Genomic DNA, 12230 nt, shown 5'->3' with positions numbered 1-12230 from the left:
GACCGTTCGGCGGGTTTTACCCCCTGTCGTGACTACGACTTCAGGTCGTCACTACGACTTCAAATCGTCACTACGACTTAGGGCTCACGCATTTCAAGTCTTTATGGCCCGGCGATGGCATTTGCGCACACCCGGCCGCACCGGCTCAACAAAATCTTGCTCTGCTGCGTTGCGATATGCATAAGCGATGACGACCCTGGGAGGATCGATGATGGCTGGCGAAGTACCGCTCTGGACCCCGACGCAAGACCAGATTGATGCCTCGCCCTTGACGGCCTTCACGAAGGTCGCGGCCGCGACTGCCGGCAGCCCGTTCTCCTCCTATGCCGACCTTCACCGCTGGTCGATCGAGAACCGGGAGGCGTTCTGGGATCAGGTCTGGGATTTCTGCGGCCTTGAGGGCGACAAGGGCGAACGCCTGCTGGTCAACGGCGAGAAGATGCCGGGCGCTTCGTTTTTCCCCGACGCATCGTTGAATTTCGCCGAGAACCTTCTGAAGAAGACCGGCTCCGGCGAGGCGATCGTCTTTCGCGGCGAAGACAAGGTCGAGAGGCGGCTGTCGTGGAACGAACTGCATGGCCTGGTCTCGCGCCTGCAGCAGCTTTTCCTGTCGCTCAAGGTCAAGAAGGGCGACCGCATTGCCGCGATGATGCCCAATATGCCCGAAGCCGTCGCCGCCATGCTGGCAGCGGCTTCGATCGGCGCGGTGTGGTCGTCCTGTTCGCCCGATTTCGGCGAGCAGGGCGTGCTCGACCGGTTCGGCCAGATCGAGCCCGTTATCTTCATCGCGCCGGACGGCTATTGGTATAACGGCAAGGCCATCGAGGTCGCCGACAAGGTCAGGGCGGTCGCCGCCAAGCTCGCCAGTGTTCGCAAGGTACTGCTCGTCGATTATCTCGGCACCTCCGCCGATGTCGCCGACACCATCGACAAGGCGGCAGCGCTGGAAGAGGCGCTGTCGCCCTTCGCCGTCAGGCCGGTCACCTTCGAGCGGCTGCCGTTTTCGCATCCGCTCTACATCCTGTTTTCCTCCGGAACCACCGGCATTCCCAAATGCATCGTCCATTCGGCCGGCGGCACGCTGATCCAGCATGTCAAGGAACACCGGCTGCACGCCGGCCTGCTCGACGGCGACCGCTTCTTCTACTTCACCACCTGCGGCTGGATGATGTGGAACTGGCTGGTATCGGGCCTGGCGTCGGGCGCGACGCTGCTGCTCTACGATGGTTCGCCCTTCTATCCCGACGGCAAGGTGCTGTTCGACTTCGCCGATGCCGAGAAAATGACCTTCTTCGGCACCTCGGCCAAGTTCATCGATTCCGTGCGCAAGGCGGGCCTCAAGCCGATCCGCAGCCATGATCTGTCCACCGTTCGCGCCATCTCCTCGACCGGCTCGCCGCTGTCGCCCGAGGATTTCCGCTTCGTCTATGACGGCATCAAGAAGGACGTGCACCTGGCCTCGGTATCAGGCGGCACCGATATCGTTTCGTGCTTCGTGCTCGGCGTGCCGACACAAGCCGTCTGGACCGGGGAGATCCAGGGTCCGGGCCTTGGGCTGGCCGTCGATGTCTGGGACGATGACGGCAAGCCAGTCAGGCAGGAGAAGGGCGAACTGGTCTGCACCAAGGCGTTTCCGTCCATGCCGATCGGCTTCTGGAACGATCCCGACGGCAAGAAATACCAGGCGGCCTATTTCGAGCGTTTCGACAATGTCTGGTGCCATGGCGACTTCGCCGAATGGACCGCGCATGGCGGCATGATCATCCATGGCCGCTCCGATGCCACGCTCAATCCGGGCGGGGTGCGCATCGGCACGGCGGAGATCTACAACCAGGTCGAACAGATGCCGGAAATCCTGGAAGCGCTGTGCATCGGCCAGGATTTCGACAATGACGTGCGTGTGGTCCTGTTCGTGCGGCTGGCCGCGGGCGTCAGCCTCGACGAAGACCTGGAGAAGCGCATCCGCGCCAAGATCCGCACCGGTGCCAGCCCGCGCCACGTGCCGGCCAGGATCGTCGCCGTGTCGGACATTCCGCGCACCAAGTCGGGCAAGATCACCGAGCTTGCGGTGCGCGACGTCGTGCACGGCCGCGCCATCAAGAACAAGGAAGCGCTGGCCAACCCGGAAGCGCTCGAGCTGTTCCGCGACCTGCCGCAGCTTGCCCAGTGACCGCAACCGGCATGGTTAATGAAATCTGGCGGCCGAATTTACCTAGATTTCACGAGTGGTACACATTCGTAAATTTTTCGGCGAGCCGGTAAGGACTTGTTAAGGGCCGGCGTCGATAGTCGCATGTAACTTGAGGGAGAAATCCCGTTCCTCAGCCCCCGGAGGATCTGAATTCGCTCAAGCCCCCGTTGTGACAGCAATCCCATCTCCTAAGGCGTCCTTATCGGGCGCCTTTTCTTTTGGGCGTGCTAATCCGCCAGCACCCGGGTCGAAGGAAAAGCAACCTCGACCAGCGTGCCTTCGCCGGGCGTCGAATTGATGGTGAAGCGGGCGCGGTTGGCTTCCACCATGGCTTTGGTCAGTGGCAGGCCAAGGCCGGTGCCGTCGCCGCGTCCGCGCTTCAGCGCATTGATCTGCTTGAACGGCTTCAGCGCCTGTTCGATCTCGGCCGGGCTCATGCCGATGCCGGTATCGCGCACCCGCATGACGACGTCGCCCGAACTCTCATAGGCGGTCGAGACGATCACCTGGCCGCCGGCCTGGGTATAACGGACGGCGTTGGACAGGATGTTGAGCGCGATCTGGCGCACGCTGCGCAAATCAGCCACTACCTCTGGCAGCCGCGAGGCGAAGCTGGAGCGGATGATGACGCGTTCGCGGTTGGCCTGCGGCTGCATCATCGCGACGGTTTCGGCCAGCGTATCGTTGAGCGACACCGCCTCATAGGCCATTTCCTGCTGGCCGGCTTCGATCTTCGAGATGTCCAGGAGGTCGTTGACCAGGTCGAGCACATGATTGCCCGAGCGGTTGATGTCTCTGAGATAGTCGCGGTAGCGGTCATTGGCGACCGGCCCGAACTTCTCGTCGACCATCAATTCGGAAAAGCCGATGATGGCATTGAGTGGTGTGCGGATCTCATGGCTGATGCGGGCGAGGAAATCGGTCTTCTGCGAGGAGGCGCGCTCGGCCACCGCGCGCGCCTGTGTGAGGTCCTCTTCGGCCCGCTTCCACTGGGTAATGTCGCGTACCACGGCGCAGAAGCCGCTGTCGTTGGGCAGCCGGCCGATGGTCATGAACAGCGGGATGAAGCGGCCCTGCGCTTCCCGGCCGATCACTTCGCGGCCATCGTTGAGCACGCTCGCCACGCCAGGCTCCGACAGGCCGCTGAGATAGTCGCGCGCCGCGCGCTGGCTTTCGATGGCAAACAGCGAGGCGAACGGCTTGCCCATCACTTCGTCGCTGTCGAAGCCGAACAGCGCCTCGGCCGGGCGGCTGATCGAGCGGATGGTGCCGTCGCTGCCGATCAGCACCACCCCGTCGGTAGCGGTGTCGATGATGGTGCGCATCTCGGCGATGCGGGCCTTGAGCTCGGAAATGTCGGGCTGCGCCGGCTCCTCGCCGACCGCGTGAAGGGCCGCTGGCGCGTCCTCCTCGCCGGAACGGCGAACGACCAGCATCAGGGCCTTGCCGTCGCGCCAGGGCACGGAGCGCAGGATGGCGTCGATCGGGAATTCCTGTCCCTCGCGCGTCTTCAGCCGCAGCGCCCGGTCGCCGCCGTCGGAGGCGCCGTCATCGGCATAAGGATCGGCGAACAGCGCGCCAAGGCCGCCGGCGTCGTCGAGATCATCGAGCGTCTCGTACCCGGTCAAATCGAGGAATTCCTCGTTGGCATAGTGCAACTGGTCGCCCGAATGGATGATCAGCGGCACCGGCAGCTTGCCAAGCAGTGACGTATCGGGCGCCTTGCTCTCGTCACCCACGGCAAAAGCCGACGGCACGAAGCCCTGCGTCTTGAGCGGCGGCACCTGCAGGCGCGGCCGCTGGATCGGCATCTCGGCCGCATCGTCCGTGCTGGCGGTCTCGTCGGAGGACGTGGCGGCTTGCATGGCGGCCGGTGCTTCGGAAGGCGCGGCGATGCGGTCATCGACCTCTGCCGTTTCCCCGCCGCCGGACCAGTCCTCATTGTCCTCGGCATCGCGGAAATCGGCGGCCGTCATGCTGTCATCGTCGTCGGCGGCGTCATGCACGGCGTTGCCGGTTGTGACCCGTTGTTCGTCGGCAGTGGCGGGCGTGGCGGTTTCCGGCGTTTCAGACGCCGCCGGCTCGGAACCAACCTGCTGATCGTTGTCTGCGATGGAACTGGGTTCGTCGCTTTGTTCGGCGTAGTTGAGCAGTGACCCCTTGACGGGCGGCAAGACACCGGCCGGCTCGTCACGAGCCACATCGTCACGAGCCACATCGTCACGAGCCACATCGTCACGAGCCACATCGTCACGAGCCACATCGTCGCGAGCCACATCGTCGCGAGCCAGATCGTCGGGATGAGCGCCGTCCAGCAGTGCCAGGTCCGCTTCGTCCCCGGCATCGCTGTCGGCCGCTTCCTCCGGCGGTGCTTCCTCATCCGGCTTCGTCTCGGCTTCGCCGGCCTCTTGCGGCTCGTCGCGCCGGACGGCATCGGGCGTGGACGCGGCCTCGGCGGTCGGCTCGACAGGAGCATCCGTCTTCCCGGCCGACGCTTGTGCGCCCGTTTGTGCCGACGGATCAGCCGGCGTCTCGATCGTCGGCCTTGCCGGGCTTTCCAGGTTCGGCTTTTCCGCTTCCGGCGGCTCGGCCGTGGAACTGTCCTTCTTCAGCCGCTCGCCGATCTCGCGAAAGGCGCTGCGCTCCAGCGTCGACAGACCCTTGTCATTGGCAGGTTGGCGGTGTTCGGCCAGCCTGATGACCTTGTCGGCGAAGCGCCGCTCCGGTTTGGGAACGATGGTCAGCGCCGGCACTTCGCCCTTGAACGGATCCGACGCAATGGGCTCCCCGGCCTTCGGCTCCTCAGGCACTGTCTCCACGGCTTCCGGTTTCGCCGCCGCCGGCATCTCGCCATTAGGCACCAGCGCCATGCCGATCGCTTCCGGATCGACGACCGCATCGCCGATTCGCGCGACGCCGAAGCCGCGGAAACCTTCGAAGGCGCGGCTGCGGCCATAGACAGGCAATGCCGCCAGATCGACCGGGATTTTCAGGTCGGTGCCGACCACAGGCCACAGCACGGAACGGCCCGACCAGGTATCGCGCCTCTCCAGCAGGCCGGCGATCTCGCCGGACGCATCGAGGCCGAACGCCGCCGCGACATCCCTGAAGCGTCGGCCGATCACGTCGGCGGCCGGCTGGCCGACAATATCGGCGAATTCGGGCGACAGCGTGCTGAACTTGCCCTCGGCGTCGGTGCGCCAGACGAAACGCATCGGCGCCGCCGAGCGGTCTATCGTCCGGGTGGCCACGGGCGCGGCCGGAGCCACGGGTGCGGTGGGCTCGTCCTGCCTCACGCTGTCTGCCGGGGGCTCGGTGACGGCCGCTTCGGCCACGCCTTTCGGTTCCGGCGCGGCTGGCGAGTCGTCTTCGCCGGCATTGAAATACCAATGATCGTGCTGTGCCGGCGTGCCCGCTGCCGGCTGATCATTGTCGGCGGCAACCGGTGTCGATGGCGTCGGCTCCTCGATCTCTTGTGCCGTCCGTTCCGGCATATCGGCTGGCACGGGGTCGGAAGGGGCGGGTTCCTGCCCGGCCTCGGCGGCGGCAAACGGTTCGATCGCCTCTGCCCGCGCAACATCTGCCGTCGGCTGATTGTCCTGCGGGGGCTCGTATTCTGTCGGGGCGGTTTCCGGCGCTCCTGTCGTGCCGGCAGTCTCTTCGGCGGGGCCTTCGCCTGCCGCGGGCGGGCTGTCCAAGGAAGCCGCCGGGGCAGATGCGTTGTCCTCGAGTTGATCCTCGTCGATCACCACCAGCAGATGCCGCTCCGGCGTCAGCCGGGCGAGGCCGGCCGGGTAGGAGGTCCTGCCGCCCGGAACGAGGCGCTTGACGATGCGCTCGCCCTCGGCCGCGACGTCAGCCACCAGCGCCGCCAGTGTCGCGGGCTCAATGCCAAGCGCCGAAAATCCTTCCGAGGCGGCCTCGACATTGCCCTTGGCGTCGATGAAGGCAATGAAGTGGCCATCTTCGGTGAAGCCGCTGATGGCCCGCGCGGCGATCTCGCCGGCGCTGCGCGAGCCGGTCTGCGCCGCCGGCACCGCCAGCATGATGGCATCTTCCCCGTCGGGCAGCGTCACCGCACTGGCCAGGAAGCCGACGGCGCGGCTGGTCATGCCGGTCGCCAGGCGCACCATGATCGACCGGTCGCTGCCGATCTTGGGAAAACCGCTGGTGGCCATGATCTGGCGACGCGCAATCGACGGCAACTGCGCCGAGGCGCCGATGATGGCTTCGATATCGGGATAGCCGAACATGGCCGCGCCTGGCCCATTGGCCCAGATCACCTGCTCGAGGTCCACCGACAGGATCGCAATCGCGTCGCCGGCGGCAAACCGCTCGCGGACCGCGTCGAGCACGGCGACGTCGAGGAAGGAATATTCGGACGGCATGCGCTTGGCGAACCCTCACGGAGCGGCGAATTTGCAGTTAACGCTTTGTTAATAAAAGCCGCAGCCGCGAAGGTCCACAAGCCAGAACGTGCAAAGGCCGAATTTTGGCCGTTTGGTTAACGGCCGGAAAGAATTTTTTTGTGCAGTGCAACAAAGATATTGCAATGCACAAAATTTGCCTTTATATTGCCATCATACATGAACGAGACGGCTTTCTGTCAAAGCCGCTGCCGCTGAAAAGGATGGAAAATGTCCAGGACCAAGACTGCCGAGACGATCGAAAACGTTGAATTCCCGAGCTTCGACGCTTCCAAGGCCACCGACCAGATGCGCGCTTTCGCCGAAAAGGGCGTTGAGCAGTCGAAGGAGGCCTATGCCAAGCTCAAGACCGGTGCCGAGGAGACCCAGAAGGCTCTGGAGTCGACCTATGAGACCGCCAAGACCGTTTCCAGCGACCTGTCGCTCAAGACCATCGCCGCGCTGCGTGCCAATGCCGAGGCCGGCTTCTCGCATCTCGAAGCCCTGATCGCCGCCAAGTCGCTGTCGGAAGTCGTCGAGCTGCAGACCGCCTTCCTGCGCAAGCGCGTCGAACTGAGCGTCGAGCAGGCCAAGGACTTCCAGGCTGTCGCCTCCAAGGCGGCCGAGGACGTCTCCAAGCCGATCAAGACCGCCTTCGAGAAGGCGATCAAGGAAATCAAGGCTGCCTGATTTCTGCACATCGTTCGCTGATGCAACAAAAGGTCGCATTTTGTCGGACAAATAGATGTGAGACAGTGACGGTCAGATGAATACCCGGCGGGTGGAACCTCCTCCCTCCACCTCCGGGGTGACCAGCCAGCACCTCCTCCCGCTGGCTCGTAACAGGAAAAGGCCGGCACCTCCTCCCGCCGGCCTTTTTCTTTGCCCGGTGAAAAGGTACCTGTTGTGGGCAAGCAACCTTTGCCTCGCAAAACCCTTGAATTAAAATCCATTAGCCCGTAAGGACGCATCGCCGAACGAGAGAGCGGATCGCGGAGAATGAACCTTCGACCTCGATCCTGCTACCAACGTTGAGACGTGCCGTTGTAGCTCAGATGGTTAGAGCGCCGGATTGTGGATCCGGAGGTCGCTGGTTCGATCCCAGCCAACGGTACCATCGGATTTTGCATGTAATGTATTGAATTTGCTGAGAAATTTGCGGCAGACACGGAGTGTCAAGCTTATTCCAGCGTGTATGTTATATATTGTGCTACCAATTCATCGGCGGTTTGAACGAACTTAGGGCCGATGCCCGTTCGTCAATTGTCCTTTTCGTCGACTGCACCATCACAGCTACGCAATTCCGCGGGCGGTAAAAGACTGCGCAACGATGCATGCGGCAATTGGCGACCGTGGTGTGCCGGCGCCCCGGCCGATGCAGATTGGTCCGGCGGCTTCGGAGACGCCGAGCCGTTCTAGATGCTCTTGCCGATCTGACCCATCAGCCACGCAACGAAATGCTGGCATATGGGAGAATGGGCTCTGAGTTCCGGCAAGACGACATAATAGCAATTGTCTGTTTCCATAGGCAGGTCGAGAACGACCCGAAGCTCACCGGATTTCAATTCCTGTTCGATGAGGTAGCGGGGCAGCAGCGCGTAACCCATGCCGCCAACCGCCGCCTCGATGATCATCGAGAATTGATCGAAACGATGCCCGCGATATGCACTCTCATCGGTTTGCCCCGCCAGCTCAAGCCATTGCGACCAAAGCCTTGGACGCGTCGTCAGATGCAGCAATGGCGCGTTGAGAAAAGCGGCGGGCGTCATAGCAACTTCTGACCGCAGCAGCGCGCCGCCGGCTACCGGCAGGATGGACTCGCTGCAGAGATAAGTGCAGGTGGCGCCCGCCCAGATCGGCCGGCCATAGTGGATGGCGATTTCAAAATTCCCTTCTTCGAAATCAAACGGCGACGATCGCGAGCCGACGTCGAGAACGACGCCAGGGTGCTGGCGCAGAAAATCGGGCAGGCGCGGACTGAGCCACCGGCTGCCGAAAGTCGGCAAGGTGGCGATGCTGAGGCTCGATCTGGCTTCCGCCGAGGACATGGCGCGCAGCATCGTTTCCTCGGCCTGCCGGAGCAGCTTTCGTGCCTCCGGCAGAAAGCGCCGTCCATCCTCGGACAACACCACGCGTTGCCGGATGCGGTCGAACAGCTGGGTTCCGAGATAGTTTTCCAGGTCTTTCACCTGACGGCTGACGGCGCTCTGCGTCAGGTTGAGCTCGCGGCCGGCGCGCGTGAAGCTCGCATGTCGCGCCGCGCACTCGAACGCCTGGATCGCGAGCAGGTCGGGCATCAAGCTTCTGCTCAGCATCATGCGTATCCAGCATCAACCTATTCGAAATCATTGCAATCCGCGCTGCCTGAAGTTCGATATCACTCTTTTTCGGAATGATCTTCTCTTTTCTGACAAGCGGCACCGCACCATGAAAGACGTTGTTTTCATTGCTCCCAACGAGATCCGCGCTGCCTTCTCGTCGGCGATGTCGGCCATGTATCGAACCGAGGTCCCCGCCTACGGGACTCTGATGGAGCTGGTCGCCGAGATCAACGCCGAAGTGCTGGAAGCCACGCCGGCGCTGCGCCGGCAGCTTGAAGCAGCGGGTGCGCTTGATCGCATTTCCCATGAGCGCCATGGCGCGATCCGCCTGGGAACGCCGGCCGAACTGTCGATGATGCGGCGCGTCTTTGCGGTGATGGGCATGCATCCGGTCGGCTACTATGACCTCAGCACGGCGGGCGTACCCGTTCACGCGACGGCATTCCGCCCGGTTGGCGCCGAGGCGCTCAACACCAATCCGTTTCGTGTGTTCACCTCTTTGCTAAGGATCGATCTGATCGCCGACGAACGTTTGCGTAAGGAAGCGCAGGACGTCCTCGCGGATCGCCGGATTTTCACCCCCAACGCCCTGAGATTGACCGATCTTGCCCATGGGCAGGGCGGCCTGCATCGTGATGATGCGGACCAGTTTGTCGCCGAAATTCTCGAGACCTTCCGCTGGCATGACCGGGCCTGCGTTAGCGCCGACATGTACCGCAGGCTGCATCAGGCGCATCGGCTGGTCGCCGACGTGGTCTCCTTCAAGGGACCGCACATCAATCATCTCACCCCAGGCACGCTGGACATCGATGCGGTGCAACGCGCAATGCCGGCGCGCGGCATCGTGCCGAAAGCGGTTATCGAAGGACCGCCATCGCGCACGTGCCCGATCCTCCTGCGGCAGACGTCGTTCAAGGCGCTGGATGAAGCGGTGTCCTTCAAGTCCGGCGATGGCTGGACGAAAGGCTCGCACACGGCGCGTTTCGGCGAGATCGAGCAACGCGGCATCGCACTGACGGCAAAAGGCAGGGCGCTATACGACAGGCTGTTGGAGACCACCCGCGCCGTCGTCCGTCCGGCCGCAGACGGGTCGAATGCGGCCGAATATGTCGCGGCCCTGTCTCGGGCATTCGAGGCATTCCCCGATACATGGGAAGGCATCCGTGCGGCTGGTCTAGGCTATTTCACCTATTCGCCGACCGAGCGCGGGCACCAGGTTCGAGGTACCTGTGCGGACGGGATCGATGGCTTGCTGAGCCAAGGCTATGTCCGTTTCGATCCTATCGTCTATGAGGATTTCCTTCCGGTGAGCGCTGCCGGCATCTTTCAATCCAATCTCGGCGACGATGCTGGGCAGGACTTTGTCGCTAGTCCGAACCAGCAGCGTTTCGAAACGGCCCTCGGGGCTGCCGTTCTCGACGAGTTCGAGCACTATGCGGCCATCGAACAGGCGTCGATCGACAGGTGTCTGAGCACGCTGCGCAGCCTCCAGGCGGCAGAATAGACGGCAGGCATGATCAACGAGCGGCACAAGGCGGCACTGGCGGAAATCCTCGGCGATCAGGGTGTCGTGCGTGACCCCGCCGGGATGGCTCCCTATGAGAACGGCGCCCGTTACGACAGGGGCCGTGCCGCACTCGTCTTGCGCCCATGCGATACAGCAGCGATATCCGCCTGCGTTGCTTATTGTGTCCGCGAAGGTCTCTCGCTTGTCGCGCAATCCGGAAATACGGGATTGGTGTCGGGTTCGACACCGGACGGCAGCGGCGAGCAGGTCGTGCTCAGCCTCGATCGCATGACGCCGATCTTCGATCTCGATGTCGACAACCGATCGCTGCATGTCGATGCCGGCGCCCGGCTTTCGGACATCAACGCACGGCTTGAGCCGCATGGTCTGCTGTTTCCAGTCGACCTCGGCGCCGATCCGCGCATCGGCGGCATGCTGGCGACCAACACCGGCGGCTCGCGTTTCCTCAGATATGGCGATGTGCGCAACAACACGCTTGGTGTGAAAGTCGTTCTAGCCGATGAGGCCGGCAGCGTGGTCGACCTGCTGTCGGGATTGCGCAAGAACAACACCGGCGTCGATTGGAAGCAGCTTTTCGTCGGCACCTCCGGCGCCTTCGGCATCGTCACCGAGTGCGTGCTCAATCTGGAGCGTTTGCCCAGGCAGGTCTCGACCGCCTATCTGGTGCCGCGAAACGGCGGTGCGGTCATGCTGTTGCTGCGCATGATGGAGGAGCGGCTTGGCTCGTATCTGTCGGCGTTCGAGGGCATGTCCGCCAATGCCATCGGCGCCGCGCTCGCCCATGTCCCATCGCTTCGCAATCCCTTCCGCAACCGGGATATCCCCGACTATGTCATCCTGGCTGAAATTTCACGCAGCTGGACGCCGCGCGATGGCGAACAGCGCCTCGATGCGGTCCTGGAAGCCGCGCTGACCGAGATATGGGAAGCGGACGGCATGCCGCTCGCCGACGCTTTCGTCGGTCCCGCCCATGAGATGTGGGCGCTGCGTCACACATTGTCGGAAGGCGTCAGGCATGCCGGACGCCTTGTCGCTTTCGATCTGTCGTTCCGCCGTGCGGACGTGCTGGCGTTCCGCGACTGGATGAAGCTTGAGCTGCCCGGCCATTTTGCCGGTGTCTCGATCTTCGATTTCGGCCATGTCGGCGATGGCGGCGTGCATTTCAATCTCGTCATCGACGAGGCGCGCACCGGCCTTGTCGATGATCGTCTCGAACAACAGCTGCGCGACTGGGTCTATTCCGTCGCCGTCGAACGGTTCGGCGGCAGCTTCAGCGCCGAGCACGGAATAGGCCGGAAAAACCAGGCCTATTACGACCTCTACACCCAACAGAAAAGCAAGGACCTTGCCGCCGGCCTGAAGCGACTGACATCGCCTGGACGTCTCGGCTCGGTGTGTTTCGGATAGATCAGGACAGGAGTTCTTCAGATGAACATTGCGGTCAAATCGATGGATGTGGCGAAGGAAACGGCAGAGCTTCTGGCTAAACTGGGCGTGGCCAGGGAGGCGCTTTCGGGCGGCGACCTGATCGTGCGCAGCCCGGTGACGGGCGAGCAGATCGCGGCGCTGAAGACGATCTCGCCAGCCGACGCGGCAAAGACCATCGACGGAGCGCACAAGGCTTTCCAGTCATGGCGGCTGGTTCCGGGTCCCAAGCGCGGCGAACTGGTGCGGCTGCTCGGCGAGGAACTTCGCGCGCACAAGGCAGAGCTCGGCCGGCTGGTGTCGATCGAGGTCGGCAAGATCCCGTCCGAGGGGCTCGGCGAAGTGCAGGAAATGATCGA

The 12230-nt window shown here is 63.1% G+C and carries 7 protein-coding genes and 1 tRNA gene; 6 read left to right on the top strand and 2 right to left on the bottom strand.

The annotated features are described in order from the left end of the window. The first annotated feature begins 211 nt into the window (after positions 1-211). Positions 212-2170 carry an acetoacetate--CoA ligase gene (locus FJ967_RS09690; protein ID WP_140731495.1) on the top strand — a complete coding sequence of 653 codons (1959 nt, stop codon included), beginning with the start codon at positions 212-214 and terminating at the stop codon, positions 2168-2170. Between the two features lie 248 nt (positions 2171-2418). On the opposite strand, the gene FJ967_RS09685 is transcribed toward FJ967_RS09690, so the two are convergent. Continuing rightward, entirely contained in the window at positions 2419-6579 is a 4161-nt protein-coding gene (locus FJ967_RS09685) for a PAS domain S-box protein (RefSeq protein WP_140731494.1), read from the bottom strand. Positions 6580-6828: 249 nt separating this feature from the next. Between FJ967_RS09685 and FJ967_RS09680 the strand changes: the two genes are divergently transcribed. Further along, entirely contained in the window at positions 6829-7287 is a 459-nt protein-coding gene (locus FJ967_RS09680) for a phasin (protein ID WP_140731493.1), read from the top strand. Positions 7288-7637: 350 nt separating this feature from the next. Continuing rightward, positions 7638-7714 (top strand) — tRNA-His (locus FJ967_RS09675). A 298-nt stretch (positions 7715-8012) separates the two neighbouring features. Here FJ967_RS09675 and FJ967_RS09670 read toward each other — a convergent pair. Further along, complete coding sequence (locus tag FJ967_RS09670; protein WP_140731492.1) at positions 8013-8915, bottom strand: LysR family transcriptional regulator; 903 nt, start codon at positions 8913-8915, stop codon at positions 8013-8015. Between the two features lie 109 nt (positions 8916-9024). Here FJ967_RS09670 and FJ967_RS09665 point away from each other — a divergent pair, with 109 nt between their 5' ends. The 3 genes from FJ967_RS09665 to FJ967_RS09655 form a co-directional block, all read left to right on the top strand. Next, the gene (locus FJ967_RS09665; RefSeq protein ID WP_140731733.1) at positions 9025-10422 is read left to right on the top strand and encodes a VOC family protein; all 1398 of its coding nucleotides are present in this window, start codon (positions 9025-9027) and stop codon (positions 10420-10422) included. A 9-nt stretch (positions 10423-10431) separates the two neighbouring features. Next, the gene (locus FJ967_RS09660; RefSeq protein ID WP_140731491.1) at positions 10432-11853 is read left to right on the top strand and encodes an FAD-binding oxidoreductase; all 1422 of its coding nucleotides are present in this window, start codon (positions 10432-10434) and stop codon (positions 11851-11853) included. Between the two features lie 21 nt (positions 11854-11874). Further along, positions 11875-12230: aldehyde dehydrogenase family protein (locus FJ967_RS09655; protein WP_181175748.1), on the top strand; the 356-nt coding region annotated here is incomplete at its 3' end.

Source organism: Mesorhizobium sp. B2-3-4 (genome assembly GCF_006442315.1).
GTDB lineage: Bacteria > Pseudomonadota > Alphaproteobacteria > Rhizobiales > Rhizobiaceae > Mesorhizobium.
This window is presented reverse-complemented; position numbering and strand designations above follow the sequence as displayed.